We start from the raw sequence: 16,549 nt of genomic DNA on the forward strand, positions 1-16,549 counted from the left end.
GCTGGCACCGAAGCGGTGCCACGCTACAGTTAGCAGGCTGAAAACAGCCCGCACGAATTTTCTAAAAGTACGCCGCAGGAGAGACTCGCAATGGCTCAGCAGGTGAGTGGTCGCCAACCTCGCTATAAACGCATTTTGCTCAAACTTAGCGGCGAGGCCCTGATGGGCTCGGAAGACTTCGGGATCGACCCGAAGGTGCTGGATCGCATGGCCCTCGAAGTTGGCCAGCTGGTAGGCATCGGTGTCCAGGTTGGCCTGGTGATCGGCGGTGGCAACCTGTTCCGCGGTGCCGCGCTCAGCGCAGCCGGCATGGACCGTGTCACCGGTGACCACATGGGCATGCTGGCCACCGTGATGAACGGCCTGGCCATGCGCGACGCGCTGGAGCGCTCGAACATCCCGGCCCTGGTCATGTCGGCCATTTCCATGGTCGGCGTCACCGATCATTACGATCGTCGCAAAGCTATTCGCCACCTCAACTCCGGGGATGTGGTAATTTTCTCCGCCGGTACCGGCAACCCGTTCTTCACCACCGACTCCGCGGCCTGCCTGCGCGCCATCGAAATCGATGCCGACGTGGTGCTGAAGGCGACCAAGGTCGATGGTGTGTACACTGCCGATCCATTCAAGGACCCGCACGCCGAGAAATTCGATCACCTGACCTACGACGAGGTGCTGGATCGCAAGCTGGGTGTAATGGACCTGACCGCAATCTGCCTGTGCCGTGACCACAAGATGCCATTGCGGGTATTCAACATGAACAAGCCTGGCGCCCTGCTGAACATCGTGGTGGGTGGCGCTGAAGGTACTCTGATCGAGGAAGGCCAAGCATGATCAACGACATCAAGAAAGACGCGCAGGAGCGCATGACCAAGTCCCTCGAGGCCCTGGGTCGCAACCTGGCGGCAATCCGCACCGGTCGCGCTCACCCAAGCATCCTGGATAGCGTCAAGGTCCCGGCCTGGGGCAGCGAGATGCCGCTGAACCAGGTGGCCGCGATCACCGTCGAAGATGCCCGCACCCTGAAGATCGTCGCCCACGACAAGAACCTCAGCGCTGCCATCGAGAAGGCCATCCTCACCTCCGACCTGGGCCTGAACCCGTCCAGCGCCGGTACCACCATTCGTGTGCCGATGCCGGCCCTGACCGAGGAAACCCGCAAGGGCTACACCAAGCAGGCCAGCGGCGTTGCCGAGGATGCCAAGGTTGCTGTGCGCAACGTGCGCCGCGATGCCCTGGCCGACCTGAAAAAGCTGACCAAGGACAAGGAAATCAGCGAAGACGAAGAGCGTCGCGCCGCTGACGAGATCCAGAAGCTGACCGACAAGTTCGTTGCCGAAGTCGATGCCGCCTTCAAAGCCAAGGAAAAGGACCTGATGGCCGTCTAAGGCCGGGGTTTTTTAATGGAAAAGACCAAGCCAGCGGTGCCGTCCACGGTGCCGCGTCATGTCGCGATCATCATGGATGGCAACAACCGCTGGGCGAAAAAACGCCTGCTGCCCGGCGTTGCCGGGCACAAGGCGGGTGTCGACGCCGTTCGCGCGGTCATCGAAGTGTGTGCCGAATCCGGGGTCGAGGTGCTGACCCTGTTCGCGTTCTCCAGCGAGAACTGGCAGCGCCCCGCCGAAGAGGTCGGTGCGCTGATGGAGCTGTTCTTCTCGGCCCTGCGTCGCGAGGCCAGGCGGCTGAACGAGAACAACATCAGCCTGCGTATCATCGGTGACCGTTCACGTTTCCACCCGGAGCTGCAGGCTGCCATGCGCGAGGCCGAGGCACTGACCGCCGGCAACAACCGTTTCATCCTGCAGATCGCGGCCAATTATGGTGGCCAGTGGGACATCGCCCAGGCCGCCCAGCGGCTGGCGCGGGAAGTGCAAGCCGGGCACCTGCGCCCGGAGGACATCACCCCAGGCCTGCTGCAGGCCTGCCTGGCAACCGGCGAGCTGCCGCTGCCGGACCTGTGCATCCGCACCGGTGGTGAGCACCGCATCAGCAACTTCCTGCTGTGGCAGCTGGCCTACGCCGAGTTGTATTTCTCCGACCTGTACTGGCCGGACTTCAAACACGAGGCCATGCGCAACGCCCTGGCCGATTTCGCTTCGCGCCAGCGCCGCTTCGGTAAGACCAGCGAGCAGGTCGAGGCTGGAGCTCGTGCTTAATGCTTAAACAACGCATCATTACCGCGCTGATCCTGCTTCCGATCGCGCTGGGTGGCTTCTTCCTGCTCAATGGCGGGGATTTCGCCCTGTTCATCGGCTTTGTGGTAACCCTCGGCGCCTGGGAGTGGGCACGCCTGGCCGGGCTGATGGCCCAGCCGCTGCGCATCGCCTATGCGGTGGTAGTCGCCGGGGCGCTGATGCTGCTGTATATCCTCCCCGAGCTGGCGCCCTGGGTGCTCGGCGCGGCGGTGATCTGGTGGGGGCTGGCCACCTGGCTGGTGCTGACCTACCCGCGCAGCAGCGAGTTGTGGGCCAGTGCCGCCTGCCGGCTGCTGATCGGCCTGCTGGTGCTGCTGCCGGCCTGGCAGGGCCTGGTGCTGCTCAAGCACTGGTCGCTGGGTAACTGGCTGATCCTGTCGGTCATGGTGCTGGTATGGGCCGCCGATATTGGTGCGTATTTCTCTGGTCGTGCCTTTGGCAAGCGCAAGCTGGCCCCGCAGGTCAGCCCGGGCAAGAGCTGGGAAGGCGTGTATGGCGGCCTGGCGGTCAGCCTGGCGATCACGGCGGTGGTCGGCATCAGCCGCGACTGGAGCGTTGGGCAGATCCTGCTGGGCCTGCTGGGTGCCGCGCTGGTGGTCATGTCGTCGGTGGTCGGTGACCTGACCGAAAGCATGTTCAAGCGCCGCTCCGGCATCAAGGACAGCAGCAACCTGCTGCCCGGCCATGGCGGGGTGCTGGACCGCATCGACAGCCTGACGGCGGCCATCCCGATTTTCGCCGTGCTGTTGTGGGCTGCGGAATGGGGTGTGATGTGAGCCGTCCGCAGCGCATTACCGTGCTCGGCGCCACTGGCTCCATCGGCCTGAGCACGCTGGATGTCATCGCGCGCCATCCTGACCGCTATCAGGTGTTCGCCCTGAGCGGCTATTCGCGTATCGACGAGTTGCTGGCCCTGTGTTTGCACCATCGCCCGGCGTTTGCCGTGGTGCCGGTGGCGGAGGCTGCCGTGCGTCTGCGCGAAGGCCTGGCTGCGGCAGGTTGCGCCACCGAAGTGCTGGAAGGCGAGGCCGGGCTGTGCCAGGTGGCTTGCGCGGCGGAAGTCGACGCCGTAATGGCGGCCATCGTCGGTGCTGCCGGCTTGCGTCCCACCCTGGCCGCGGTCGAGGCGGGCAAGAAGGTGTTGCTGGCCAACAAGGAGGCGCTGGTGATGTCCGGCGCGCTGTTCATGGACGCGGTGCGCCGCAGTGGCGCTGTGCTGCTGCCGATCGACAGCGAGCACAACGCGATCTTCCAGTGCATGCCTGGTGACTACGCGCGTGGCCTGAATGCCGTCGGCGTGCGCCGGATCCTGCTGACCGCCTCGGGTGGCCCGTTCCGCGAAACGCCCGTCGAGGCGCTGCTGGATGTCACCCCGGAGCAGGCCTGCGCGCACCCCAACTGGTCCATGGGGCGCAAGATTTCGGTGGACTCCGCCAGCATGATGAACAAGGGCCTGGAGCTGATCGAGGCCTGCTGGCTGTTCGATGCGGCGCCGGCCAAGGTCGAGGTGGTGGTGCATCCGCAAAGCGTGATCCACTCCCTGGTGGACTACGTGGACGGCTCGGTACTGGCGCAGCTGGGTAACCCGGACATGCGCACGCCGATTGCCAACGCCCTGGCCTGGCCGGAGCGGATCGACTCCGGGGTGGCCCCGCTGGACCTGTTCGCCATCGCCCGTCTGGATTTCCAGGCGCCCGACGAACAGCGCTTCCCTTGCCTGCGCCTGGCGCGGCAGGCTGCCGAGGCCGGCAACAGCGCGCCAGCCGTGCTCAATGCCGCCAACGAAGTTGCGGTCGAGGCATTTCTCCAGCGGCGTATCCGCTTCCCGGAGATCGCGCGTATGATCGAACAGGTGCTCGATCAGGAGCCCGTCGTGCCGCTGCCGTCGCTGGACGCGGTGTTCGCCGCCGACCAGCGCGCCCGGGAGCTTTCCCGTGAATGGCTGAGGCGCCACGCTCGCTGATGCAGGCCCACCACGGTTCATGAGGGGGCTGGGCATGACGCCGGCCCGCTGAACATCATTCGGAGATGGATATGACAGCGCTCTACATGATTATCGGCACCCTCGTGGCCTTGGGGGTGCTGGTCACCTTCCATGAATTTGGCCACTTCTGGGTGGCACGTCGCTGCGGGGTCAAGGTGCTGCGCTTCTCGGTGGGCTTCGGCACGCCGTTGCTGCGCTGGCATGATCGCCATGGCACCGAGTTCGTGGTCGCGGCGATTCCGCTGGGTGGCTACGTCAAGATGCTCGACGAACGCGAGGGCGAGGTGCCGCCGGCGCTGCTCGACCAGGCGTTCAACCGCAAGTCCGTGCGCCAGCGCATCGCCATCGTCGCGGCCGGCCCGGTGGCCAACTTCCTGCTGGCCATCCTGTTCTTCTGGGTGCTGGCGATGCTGGGTACCCAGCAGGTCCGTCCGGTGATCGGCGCCGTCGAAGCGGGCAGCCTGGCAGCATCGGCAGGCCTGACCGCAGGTCAGGAAATCGTCTCCATCGACGGCAAGCCGACCAATGGCTGGTCGGCGGTCAACCTGCAGCTGGTCCGGCGCCTGGGCGAGAGCGGCACGTTGCAGGTGGGGGTGCGTGACGAGGGCGCCACTGCCGAGCGCCAGCTGCAGGTGAAACTGGACAGCTGGCTCAAGGGGGCCGACGAACCGGACCCGATCCAGTCCCTCGGCCTGCAGCCCTGGCGCCCGGCGATCGTGCCGGTGCTGGCTGAAATCGACGCGAAGGGGCCGGCTGCCGCTGCCGGGCTGAAAACCGGTGACAAGCTGCTGGCCCTCGACGGTATTGCCGTGAACGAGTGGCAGCAGGTGGTCGATGCCGTGCGCGCCCGCCCGCAAGCCCAGGTTGTGGTGCGTGTCGAGCGTGACGGCGCTGCCCTGGAGCTGCCGGTGACCCTGGCACGCAAGGGCGAGGGCAAGGCTGCTGGTGGCTATCTTGGTGCCGGGGTAAAAGGTGGCGAGTGGCCTGCCAGCATGCTCCGCGAAGTCAGCTATGGCCCGCTGGACGCGGTGGGTGAGGGCTTGTCGCGAACCTGGAACATGAGCGTCCTGACCCTTGAATCGCTGAAGAAAATGCTGTTCGGGGAGCTCTCGGTAAAAAACTTGAGCGGACCGATAACCATTGCTAAAGTGGCGGGCGCTTCAGCCCAGTCCGGCGTGGGGGATTTCCTGAATTTCCTGGCCTACCTGAGCATAAGCCTGGGGGTTCTTAACCTGCTGCCCATCCCGGTTCTGGATGGGGGGCATTTGCTGTTTTACCTGGTCGAGTGGGCGCGCGGTCGTCCGCTGTCGGATCGGGTGCAAGGTTGGGGGGTCCAGATCGGTATCAGTTTGGTCATAGGGGTGATGTTGCTCGCCCTGATCAACGATCTGGGTCGACTATAAAGCTTCGCTCAATTGCGAACCCGTCGTTTTGTCGCGGCGGGTTGTTTATTGCCAGTTGGAATAAAAGGACTTCATGAAACGTCTGCTGCTAACTGCGGTCATGTCCGCACTGATGATCGCTGAAGTTCACGCCGAGTCCTTCACCATCTCCGATATCCGCGTCAACGGCCTGCAGCGGGTTTCCGCCGGCAGTGTGTTCGGTGCGCTGCCGCTGAACGTCGGTGACCAGGCCGATGACCGCCGCCTGGTGGAATCGACCCGTTCCCTGTTCAAGACCGGCTTCTTCCAGGACATCCAGCTGAACCGCGATGGCAATGTCCTGATCATCAACGTGGTTGAGCGCCCGTCGGTATCGAGCATCGAGATCGAAGGCAACAAGGCGATCAGCACCGACGACCTGATGAAGGGCCTGAAGCAGTCCGGCCTGGCCGAAGGCGAAATCTTCCAGCGCGCCACCCTCGAAGGCGTGCGTAACGAGCTGCAGCGCCAGTATGTGGCGCAGGGCCGCTACTCGGCCGAAGTCGACGCCGAGGTGGTGCCGCAGCCGCGCAACCGTGTGGCGCTGAAGATCAAGATCAACGAAGGTACCGTCGCCGCCATCCAGCACATCAACATCGTTGGCAACAACGTGTTCGACGACGAGACCCTGGCGCAGCTGTTCGAGCTGAAGACCACCAACTGGCTGTCGTTCTTCAAGAACGACGACAAGTATGCCCGCGAAAAACTCTCCGGTGACCTGGAGCGCCTGCGTTCCTACTACCTGGACCGCGGCTACATCAACATGGACATCGCCTCCACCCAGGTGTCCATCACCCCGGACAAGAAGCACGTCTACATCACCGTCAACATCAACGAGGGCGAGAAGTACACCGTTCGCGACGTGAAGTTGTCGGGTGACCTGAAGGTGCCGGAAGACCAGGTCAAGTCGCTGCTGCTGGTGCAGCCAGGCCAGGTATTCTCGCGCAAGGTGATGACCACCACTTCCGACCTGATTACCCGTCGCCTGGGTAACGAAGGCTATACCTTCGCCAACGTCAACGGCGTGCCGAAGCCGAACGATGAAGATCACACCGTCGACATCATGTTCGTGGTCGACCCGGGCAAGCGTGCCTACGTCAACCGCATCAACTATCGCGGCAACACCAAGACCGAAGACGAAGTACTGCGCCGCGAAATGCGCCAGATGGAAGGTGGCTGGGCCTCGACCTACCTGATCGACCAGTCCAAGACCCGCCTGGAGCGCCTGGGCTTCTTCAAGGAAGTCAACGTCGAGACCCCACCGGTGCCGGGCACCGATGACCAGGTCGACGTCAACTACAGCGTGGAAGAGCAGGCTTCCGGCTCGATCACCGCCAGCGTCGGTTTCGCCCAGAGCGCCGGCCTGATCCTCGGTGGTTCGATCAGCCAGAGCAACTTCCTCGGTACCGGTAACAAGGTGTCGATCGGCCTGACCCGTTCGGAATACCAGACCCGCTACAACTTCGGCTTCGTCGACCCCTACTTCACTGCCGATGGCGTGAGCCTGGGCTACAACGCCTTCTACCGCAGCACCGACTACGATGACCTCGACGTCGACGTGGCCAGCTATGCGGTGGACAGCTACGGTGCCGGCGTCAGCCTGGGCTACCCGATCAGCGAAACCTCGCGTCTGACCTATGGCCTGAGCGTGCAGCAGGACAAGATCAAGACCGGCAAGTACACCGTTGACGAGATCTTCGACTTCCTCGAAGAGGAGGGCGACAACTTCCTCAACTTCAAGGCCTCGATCGGCTGGTCGGAATCGACCCTGAACAAAGGCGTGCTGGCGACCCGTGGTCACTCGCAAAGCCTGACCCTGGAATCCACCATTCCGGGCAGCGACCTGTCGTTCTTCAAGCTCGACTACCGTGGCCAGCTGTTCAAGCCGATCACCAACGACTACACCCTGCGCCTGCACACCGAGCTGGGTTATGGTGACGGTTATGGCAGCACCTCGGGCCTGCCGTTCTACGAGAACTACTTCGCCGGTGGCTTCAACTCCGTGCGTGGCTTCAAGGACAGCAGCCTGGGCCCGCGCAGTACCCCGAGCGACGGTACGCGGCCTGGCACCATCAAGGACCCGGACCAGGATCCGTTGCCGTTCGGTGGTAACGTGCTGGTGCAAGGCGGTGTCGAGCTGCTGTTCCCGCTGCCGTTCGTCAAGGACCAGCGTTCGCTGCGCACCTCCGTGTTCTGGGACGTGGGTAACGTGTTCGACACCAATTGCGGCAACCAGCCTGATTGCGAGAAGGTCGGGTTCTCGGGCATGGCCAGTTCGGTCGGCCTGGGCGTGACCTGGATTACTGCACTGGGCCCGTTGAGCTTCAGCCTGGCGATGCCGGTCAAGAAGCCGGACGATGCCGACACGCAGGTGTTCCAATTCTCTCTGGGCCAGACCTTCTGAGGTCGGCCCTCGCTTAATGACAACGGTTTATCCAGGAGTGCATCGTGCGTAAGTTGACTCAACTGGCCGTAGTGGCCGCGGCGCTGGTCGCCACCCCGGCTTTCGCCGAAATGAAGGTTGCCGTCCTGAACTATCAGATGGCCCTGCTGGAATCGGACGCCGCCAAGAAATACGCGGTGGATGCCGAGAAGAAGTTCGGCCCGCAACTGACCAAGCTGAAAAGCCTGGAAAGCAGTGCCAAGGGCATCCAGGACCGCCTGATCAAAGGTGGCGACAAGATGCAGCAGCAGGAGCGTGAGCGCCTGGAGCTCGAATTCAAGCAGAAGGCCCGTGACTTCCAGTTCCAGTCCAAGGAACTGAACGAAGCCAAGGCCGTTGCCGACCGCGACATGCTCAAGCAGCTGAAGCCGAAGCTGGATGGCGCTGTCGAGGAAGTGATCAAGAAAGGTGGTTACGACCTGGTCCTCGAGCGTGGTGCGGTCATCGATGTCAAACCTCAGTACGACATCACCCGCCAAGTCATCGAGCGCATGAACCAAGCCCGTTGATATGACCGTGACCATGACGCTAGGCCAGCTGGCCGAGGCCCTCGGCGCTACCCTCAAGGGGCCCGAGGCGCTGCAGATTACCGGGCTGGCCACCTTGCAGGAGGCTGGCCCCGGTCAGTTGAGCTTCCTCGCCAACCCGCAGTACCGCAAATACCTGGACGACAGCCAGGCGGCCGCGGTGCTGCTCAAGGCGGCGGACGCCGAAGGCTTTGCCGGCAATGCACTGATCGTCGCCGATCCGTACCTCGCCTACGCGCGCATTTCCCACCTGTTCGACCCCAAACCCAAGGCTGTGGCGGGTATTCATCCCAGCGCCGTGGTGGCTGAGGACGCGCAGGTGGATGCCAGCGCCAGCATCGGGCCGTTCGCGGTCATCGAGAGCGGCGCGCGCATCGGCGCCAATGTCAGCGTGGGTGCACACTGCGTGGTCGGTGCCCGTTGCGTGATCGGCGAAGGTGGATGGCTGGCGCCACGGGTCACCTTGTACCATGACGTGACCATCGGCAAGCGCGTGGTCATCCAGTCGGGCGCGGTGATCGGCGGCGAAGGCTTCGGCTTTGCCAACGAGAAGGGCGTGTGGCGCAAGATCGCCCAGATTGGCGGCGTGACCATCGGTGATGATGTGGAAATCGGCGTCAACACTGCGGTCGATCGTGGTGCGTTGTCGGACACGCGCATCGCTGACGGGGTCAAGCTCGACAACCAGATCCAGATCGCCCACAACGTGCAGATCGGTGAGCATACGGCCATGGCCGCCTGCGTCGGCATTTCCGGCAGTACCCGCATCGGCAAGCATTGCACCATTGCCGGCGGTGTCGGCATGGTGGGGCATATCGATGTCTGTGATAACGTTTTCGTGTCTGGAATGACCATGGTGACCCGTTCAATCACCGAACCGGGTGCCTATTCTTCCGGCACTGCCATGCAGCCATTGGCTGAATGGCGCAAGAGCGCCGCGCGTATCCGCCACCTGGACGACATGGCCAAGCGTCTCCAGCAGCTGGAAAAACGCGTCGATACCGTGACCTCAGGTGGCCAGCCGACATCAGAAGGCTGATACCATTCCCTGAGCAAGAGTGAACAGTCGCTAGCTGGCTCCTCTTTGGATTGCAAAAGGAGCGTGTGGTCAGCACCTGCGCTCCCTATTCTTATTACAGGCTTCCCCCCCGAAATGATGGACATCAACGAGATTCGCGAATACCTGCCTCACCGTTACCCGTTCCTGCTGGTGGACCGCGTGACGGATCTGGACTACGAGGCCCAGAGCATTCGTGCCTACAAGAATGTCAGCATCAACGAGCCGTTCTTCAATGGCCATTTCCCGGCGCACCCGATCATGCCGGGCGTCCTGATCATCGAAGCCATGGCCCAGGCAGCCGGCATCCTCGGCTTCAAGATGCTGGATGCCAAGCCTGCCGACGGCACCCTGTACTACTTCGTCGGTTCCGACAAACTGCGTTTCCGTCAGCCGGTACTGCCGGGTGACCAGCTTGTGCTGGAGGCGAAGTTCCTCAGCCGCAAGAGCATGATCTGGAAGTTCGAGTGCCGTGCGCTGGTCGACGGCAAGCCGGTTTGCTCGGCCGAGATCACCTGCGCGGAACGCTCCCTATGAATTCGATTGATCCTCGGGCCATTATCGATCCCTCGGCCAAGCTGGCCGATGGCGTCGAGGTCGGCCCCTGGTCGATCGTTGGCCCCGATGTGGAAATCGGGGAGGGCACTGTTATCGGCCCGCATGTTGTGCTCAAAGGGCCGACCCGCATCGGCAAGCACAACCGTATCTTTCAGTTTTCCTCGATCGGCGAAGACACACCCGACCTCAAGTACAAGGGTGAGCCGACGCGCCTGGTGATCGGTGACCACAACGTCATCCGCGAAGGGGTGACCATCCACCGCGGCACCATCCAGGACCGCGCGGAAACCACCGTGGGTGACCACAACCTGATCATGGCCTATGCCCACATCGGCCACGACAGCGTCATCGGCAACCATTGCATCCTGGTCAACAACACGGCGCTGGCCGGCCATGTGCACGTGGGCGACTGGGCGATTCTGTCCGGCTACACCCTGGTGCACCAGTACTGCCATATCGGCGCCCACGCGTTTTCCGGCATGGGCACGGCGATCGGCAAGGATGTACCGGCCTTCGTCACCGTGTTCGGCAGCCCGGCGGAAGCGCGCAGCATGAACTTCGAAGGCATGCGCCGGCGCGGTTTCAGCGACGAGGTGATCCATGTGCTGCGCCGTTGCTACAAGATCGTTTATCGCCAGGGCCTGACCGTCGAAGACGCGCTCAAGGAACTGCACGATCTGGCTGCCCAGCACCCTGAGGTCGAGCTGTTCCGTCAGTCGATCGTGACCTCTGCCCGCGGCATCACCCGCTGACATGGCCCAGCTTTGCGTAGCCTTGGTCGCAGGTGAGGCCAGCGGCGACATCCTTGGTTCAGGCTTGATGCGTGCCCTCAAGGCACGCCACCCTGACGTGCGGTTCATCGGCGTTGGCGGCCCGCTGATGGAGGCCGAAGGGCTGCAATCCTATTTCCCCATGGAGCGCCTGGCGGTCATGGGCCTGGTCGAAGTGCTGGGGCGCTTGCGTGAGCTGCTCAAGCGCCGCAAGCTGCTGATCGAGACCCTGATAGGTGAAAGGCCCGATGTGTTCATCGGCATCGATGCGCCGGACTTCACCCTGAATATCGAGCTGAAGCTGCGCCAGGCCGGTATCAAGACCGTGCACTACGTCAGCCCCTCGGTGTGGGCCTGGCGGCAGAAGCGTGTGCTGAAGATTCGCCAAGGCTGCGACCTGATGCTTACGCTGTTGCCGTTCGAGGCGCGCTTCTATGAGGAAAAGGGTGTGCCGGTGCGCTTCGTTGGCCACCCCTTGGCCGACACCATCCCGCTCGCGGCCGACCGCCCGGCGGCGCGCGCCGAGCTGGGCCTGGGCGAGGGGCCGGTAGTGGCGCTGATGCCTGGCAGCCGCGGCGGCGAAGTCGGGCGCCTGGGGGCATTGTTCCTCGATGCGGCCGAACGGCTGCGCCAGCAGGTTCCGGGCGTGCGTTTCGTGTTGCCCTGTGCCAATGCCGCACGACGCGCCCAGATCGAGCAGATGCTTGAGGGGCGCCAGCTACCGTTGACCCTGCTCGATGGCCAGTCGCACCAGGCCCTGGCCGCCTGCGACGCCGTGCTGATCGCCTCGGGTACCGCTACACTCGAAGCGTTGCTGTACAAGCGCCCGATGGTGGTGGCCTACCGCCTGGCGCCGTTGACCTACTGGATTCTCAAGCGTCTGGTAAAAAGCCCTTATGTGTCGCTGCCAAACCTGCTCGCCCAGCGTGCGCTGGTGCCCGAGCTGTTGCAGGACGACGCCACCAGCGAAGCGCTGGCCAATACCCTGGCGCCACTGGTAGCCGATGGCAGCCAGCAGACCGAGCGCTTCGACGAAATTCACCGCACCTTGCGCCGCGACGCCTCCAACCAGGCGGCCGAGGCGGTACTGGCCCTGCTCAAGGACCGTTGACATGCAGATTGGATTGGACTTCAACCTGGTCGAAGACCTTGTCGCCGGCGTCGACGAGGTGGGCCGTGGCCCGCTGTGCGGCGCGGTGGTGACCGCGGCGGTAATCCTCGACCCGGCGCGCCCGATCCTCGGCCTGAACGATTCGAAGAAACTCACCGAAGCCAGGCGCGAGGCGCTGTTCGATGAGATCTGCGAAAAGGCCTTGAGTTTCTGCATCGCCCGCGCCGAGGTCGAGGAAATCGACCGGCTGAACATCCTCCACGCCACCATGCTGGCCATGCAGCGCGCGGTCGAAGGGTTGCACGTGACGCCGAAACTGGCGCTTATCGATGGCAATCGCTGCCCGAAACTGGCGGTGCCTTCGGCGCCGGTCGTACAGGGTGATGCCAAGGTGCCGGCCATCGCTGCAGCCTCGATCCTGGCCAAGGTCACCCGCGACCGCGAAATGAGCGCATTCGAGCTGATCTATCCGGGTTACGGCATTGGCGGGCACAAGGGCTATCCGACACCGGTGCACCTCGAGGCCCTGGCGCGGCTGGGGCCGACGCCGATTCACCGGCGTTCCTTTGCCCCGGTGCGGGCGGCCTGGGATGCGCGCGAAGGCGTCACGGCTTCGCTGATCTGACCCCAGGGCCCGCTTCGCGGCCAAGGTTGCCCCCAGAGGTAGTGCGCCGGCTCGTACGAGCGGCTTCAGCCGCGATCACCGGCACAGCCGGTGCCAGCCACCGCGTAGCCTGCTTCGCAGGTATATCCGCTCCCACAGATACAACACCGGCGCTGCAGCGCCTTGTGTCGCGATAGGCTGCAAAGCAACCGAAAATCTCGCCTCATTTACGCTACAATCCCGCCCTTGTCGTTCAGCACTGCTACAGGATCTTCCATGTCGGTTCCCTTCGTTCACCTGCGCGTCCATTCCGAATTCTCGCTGGTCGACGGCCTGGTGCGGATCAAACCGCTGGCCAAGGCACTGGCCGGGATGAACATGCCGGCAGTGGCAATCACCGACCAGAGCAACATGTGCTCGCTGGTGAAGTTCTACAAGACCGCCATGGGCGCCGGCATCAAGCCGATCTGCGGTGCCGACCTGTGGCTGGCCGGCAACGACCCGGAAGCACCGCTGTCGCGTATCTGCTTCCTGGCCATGAACCCCAAGGGCTATCGCAACCTCACCGAACTCATTTCGCGCGGCTGGACCGACGGCCAGCGCAATGGCCTGGTAGTCCTCCAGCGTGACTGGATCGCCCCGGCCAGCGAGGGCCTGATCGCCCTGTCCGCAGGTAAGGAAGGCGACATCGGCATGGCCCTGCTGGCTGGCAGGGAGGAAGAAGCCGAGGCCCTGCTGCAAGACTGGATGGGCATGTTCCCCGAGCGCTTCTACGTTGAAGTGCAGCGCACCAACCGCGCCCGCGACGAAGAGTACGTGCATGCCGCCGTGGCCCTGGCCGACAAGTTCGCGGCCCCGCTGGTGGCAACCAACGACGTGCGCTTCATCAAGCAGTCGGACTTCGACGCCCATGAAACGCGGGTATGCATCGGCGAGGGCTGGACCCTCGACGACCCACGCCGCCCAAGGATGTACAGCGACCAGCAGTACCTGAAATCGGCCGAGGAAATGGCCGAGCTGTTCAGCGACCTGCCCGACGCCATCGCCAACACCGTCGAGATCGCCAAGCGCTGCAATATCCAGGTACAGCTGGGCAAGTATTTCCTGCCCGACTTCCCCACGCCCAATGGCATGGGTATCGATGACTACCTGCGTCACGTTTCCCACGAAGGCCTGGAAGAGCGCCTGGCGGTACTGTGGCCGAAGGAAACCACGCCCAACTACGAAGAAAAGCGCCAGGTCTATCTGGACCGCCTGAAGTTCGAGCTGGACATCATCATCCAGATGGGTTTCCCCGGTTACTTCCTGATCGTGATGGACTTCATCAAGTGGGCCAAGAACAACGGCGTGCCGGTCGGCCCGGGCCGTGGTTCGGGTGCCGGCTCGCTGGTGGCCTACGTGCTGAAGATCACCGACCTCGACCCGCTGGCCTACGACCTGCTGTTCGAGCGCTTCCTCAACCCTGAACGTATTTCCATGCCCGACTTCGACGTCGACTTCTGCATGGATGGCCGCGACCGGGTGATCGACTACGTGGCCGAAACCTATGGCCGCAACGCGGTCAGCCAGATCATCACCTTCGGCACCATGGCTGCCAAGGCGGTGGTGCGCGACGTGGCGCGGGTGCAAGGCAAGTCGTACGGGCTGGCCGACCGGCTGTCGAAGATGATCCCGTTCGAAGTCGGCATGACCCTGGAAAAGGCCTACGAGCAGGAAGAAATCCTGCGCGACTTCCTCAAGGGCGACGAAGACGCCCGCGAGATCTGGGACATGGCCCTGAAGCTCGAGGGTGTGACGCGGGGCACCGGCAAGCACGCCGGTGGCGTGGTGATCGCCCCGACCAAGCTCACCGACTTCTCGCCGATCGCCTGTGACGAGGAGGGCGGCGGCCTGGTAACCCAGTTCGACAAGGACGACGTCGAGGCCGCGGGCCTGGTGAAGTTCGACTTCCTCGGCCTGCGTACCTTGACCATCATCAAGTGGGCCATGGAGATCATCAACCGCGAGCAGGCCAAGAAGAACCTGCCCGAGGTCAACATCGACTTCATCCCGCTGGACGACCGCAAGACCTACGAGCTGTTGCAGAAGGCCGAAACCACGGCGGTGTTCCAGCTTGAATCGCGCGGCATGAAGGAGCTGATCAAGAAGCTCAAGCCCGACTGCCTGGAAGACCTGATCGCACTGGTGGCGCTGTTCCGTCCCGGCCCGCTGCAGTCGGGCATGGTGGACGACTTCATCAACCGCAAGCACGGCCGCGCCGAGCTGGCCTACCCGCACCCGGACTACCAGTACGAAGGCCTGCAGCCGGTACTGGCGCCAACCTACGGCATCATCCTGTACCAGGAACAGGTGATGCAGATCGCCCAGGTAATGGCCGGCTACACCCTTGGCGGCGCCGACATGCTGCGCCGGGCCATGGGTAAGAAAAAGCCCGAGGAAATGGCCAAGCAGCGCGGCGGCTTCATCGAAGGTTGCGCCAACAACAATATCGATGCGGACCTTGCCGGTAACATCTTCGACCTGGTAGAGAAATTTGCCGGTTACGGCTTCAACAAATCCCACTCCGCCGCCTATGGCCTGGTGTCCTACCAGACCGCCTGGCTGAAGACCCACTACCCGGCGCCGTTCATGGCGGCGGTGCTGTCGGCGGATATGCACAACACCGACAAGGTGGTGGTGCTGGTAGAAGAAGTGCGCAGCATGAAGCTGCGCCTCGACGCCCCGGACGTGAACTTCTCCGACTTCAAGTTCACCGTCAACGATGACGGGCGCATCGTCTATGGCCTGGGTGCCATCAAGGGCGTGGGCGAGGGCCCGGTGGAGGCGATCGTCGAGGCGCGTGCGCAGGGCGGCCCGTTCAAGGACCTGTTCGATTTCTGCCAGCGTATCGACCTCAAGCGGGTCAACAAGCGCACCCTCGATGCGCTGATCCGCAGTGGCGCGCTGGACCGCCTCGGGCCGCACTTCCATGACGAGATCAAGGCCTACCACGCCCACATCGACATCAACCGTGCCACCTTGCTCTCGGCGCTGGGCGAGGCCATCAAGGCCGCCGAGCAGGCTGCCCATACCGCGGACAGTGGCCACGTCGACCTGTTCGGCGGCATGTTCGACGCTGCGGATGCCGACGTCTACGCCAACCACCGCAAGGTGCGCGAGCTGACCCTCAAGGAACGCCTGAAAGGCGAGAAGGACACCCTTGGCCTGTACCTCACCGGCCACCCGATCGACGAGTACGAGGCCGAGATCCGCCGCTTCGCCCGCCAGCGCATCATCGACCTCAAGCCGTCGCGCGATACCCAGACCATCGCCGGCATGATCATCGCCCTGCGGGTGATGAAGAACAAGAAAGGCGACAAGATGGGCTTCGTCACCCTGGATGACCGCTCCGGGCGCATCGAGGCATCGCTGTTTGCCGATGCCTTCATGGCGGCACAGTCCTTGCTGCAGACCGACGCCATGGTGGTGGTCGAAGGCGAGGTCAGCAACGACGACTTTTCCGGTGGCCTGCGCCTGCGGGTGAAGCAGGTGATGACCATGGAAGATGCGCGCACCAAGCTGGCCGAGAGCCTGCGCCTGAAGGTGGCGCACGAAGCGCTCAAGGGCGACCGGCTGAAATGGCTGGGCGAGCTGATTACCCGTCATCGCGGCGCGTGCCCGATCACCCTGGAATACACCGGCAGCGACGCCAAGGCCATGCTGCAGTTCGGCGAGCAGTGGGCGATCGACCCGGCCGATGGGCTGATTCAGGCGCTGCGTGACCAGTTCGGACGTGAGAACGTCTTCCTGCAATATCGTTGAACCGACAAAAATTTAATCTCGACCTGAATGCGCCTGATCCCTTAAGGTAGGGCGCCAAACGGATCAACCGGCCGG

14 protein-coding genes are annotated in these 16,549 nt (G+C 63.4%); all 14 read left to right on the plus strand.

The window, feature by feature from the left end; genetic code table 11:
- Positions 1–90: 90 nt before the first annotated feature.
- Positions 91–834: a UMP kinase gene (pyrH, locus tag ACJA3S_RS05800; RefSeq protein WP_003252294.1), complete on the plus strand. Its 744-nt coding sequence runs from the start codon at positions 91–93 to the stop codon at positions 832–834.
- Positions 831–1,388, plus strand: a complete 558-nt coding sequence (gene frr / locus ACJA3S_RS05805) for a ribosome recycling factor (protein WP_170028647.1) — start codon at positions 831–833, stop codon at positions 1,386–1,388. Before pyrH ends, frr begins: the two co-directional genes overlap by 4 nt.
- Before the next feature lie 15 nt (positions 1,389–1,403).
- Positions 1,404–2,159 (plus strand): polyprenyl diphosphate synthase, encoded by a 756-nt coding sequence (gene uppS / locus ACJA3S_RS05810; protein ID WP_170028648.1) that lies wholly within the window; start codon positions 1,404–1,406, stop codon positions 2,157–2,159.
- Positions 2,159–2,974, plus strand: coding sequence for a phosphatidate cytidylyltransferase (locus ACJA3S_RS05815; RefSeq protein WP_170028649.1), 816 nt, complete (start codon positions 2,159–2,161; stop codon positions 2,972–2,974). The genes uppS and ACJA3S_RS05815 overlap by 1 nt, the downstream gene beginning before the upstream one ends.
- Complete coding sequence (gene ispC / locus ACJA3S_RS05820; RefSeq protein WP_406821134.1) at positions 2,971–4,161, plus strand: 1-deoxy-D-xylulose-5-phosphate reductoisomerase; 1,191 nt, start codon at positions 2,971–2,973, stop codon at positions 4,159–4,161. The genes ACJA3S_RS05815 and ispC overlap by 4 nt, the downstream gene beginning before the upstream one ends.
- Positions 4,162–4,232: 71 nt before the next feature.
- Positions 4,233–5,585 carry an RIP metalloprotease RseP gene (gene rseP, locus ACJA3S_RS05825; protein ID WP_406821135.1) on the plus strand — a complete coding sequence of 451 codons (1,353 nt, stop codon included), beginning with the start codon at positions 4,233–4,235 and terminating at the stop codon, positions 5,583–5,585.
- Between the two features lie 73 nt (positions 5,586–5,658).
- The gene (gene bamA / locus ACJA3S_RS05830) at positions 5,659–8,007 is read left to right on the plus strand and encodes an outer membrane protein assembly factor BamA (RefSeq protein WP_406821136.1); all 2,349 of its coding nucleotides are present in this window, start codon (positions 5,659–5,661) and stop codon (positions 8,005–8,007) included.
- 44 nt (positions 8,008–8,051) lie between these two features.
- The gene (locus ACJA3S_RS05835) at positions 8,052–8,555 is read left to right on the plus strand and encodes an OmpH family outer membrane protein (protein ID WP_015269197.1); all 504 of its coding nucleotides are present in this window, start codon (positions 8,052–8,054) and stop codon (positions 8,553–8,555) included.
- A 1-nt stretch (position 8,556) separates the two neighbouring features.
- Positions 8,557–9,612, plus strand: coding sequence for a UDP-3-O-(3-hydroxymyristoyl)glucosamine N-acyltransferase (gene lpxD, locus ACJA3S_RS05840; RefSeq protein WP_170028653.1), 1,056 nt, complete (start codon positions 8,557–8,559; stop codon positions 9,610–9,612).
- Positions 9,613–9,726: 114 nt separating this feature from the next.
- The gene (gene fabZ, locus ACJA3S_RS05845; RefSeq protein WP_028634990.1) at positions 9,727–10,167 is read left to right on the plus strand and encodes a 3-hydroxyacyl-ACP dehydratase FabZ; all 441 of its coding nucleotides are present in this window, start codon (positions 9,727–9,729) and stop codon (positions 10,165–10,167) included.
- A complete protein-coding gene (lpxA, locus tag ACJA3S_RS05850) occupies positions 10,164–10,940 on the plus strand; it encodes an acyl-ACP--UDP-N-acetylglucosamine O-acyltransferase (protein WP_406821137.1) in 777 nt (258 codons plus the stop codon). The genes fabZ and lpxA overlap by 4 nt, the downstream gene beginning before the upstream one ends.
- A gap of 1 nt (position 10,941) precedes the next feature.
- On the plus strand, positions 10,942–12,069 hold the full coding sequence (lpxB, locus tag ACJA3S_RS05855; RefSeq protein WP_406821138.1) for a lipid-A-disaccharide synthase: 1,128 nt from the start codon (positions 10,942–10,944) through the stop codon (positions 12,067–12,069).
- A 1-nt stretch (position 12,070) separates the two neighbouring features.
- Positions 12,071–12,694 (plus strand): ribonuclease HII, encoded by a 624-nt coding sequence (rnhB, locus tag ACJA3S_RS05860; protein WP_170028656.1) that lies wholly within the window; start codon positions 12,071–12,073, stop codon positions 12,692–12,694.
- 255 nt (positions 12,695–12,949) lie between these two features.
- The gene (gene dnaE, locus ACJA3S_RS05865; protein WP_406821139.1) at positions 12,950–16,474 is read left to right on the plus strand and encodes a DNA polymerase III subunit alpha; all 3,525 of its coding nucleotides are present in this window, start codon (positions 12,950–12,952) and stop codon (positions 16,472–16,474) included.
- Positions 16,475–16,549: the final 75 nt, after the last annotated feature.

This window comes from Pseudomonas sp. KnCO4 (assembly GCF_045344305.1).
Taxonomy (GTDB): Bacteria; Pseudomonadota; Gammaproteobacteria; order Pseudomonadales; family Pseudomonadaceae; genus Aquipseudomonas; species Aquipseudomonas anuradhapurensis.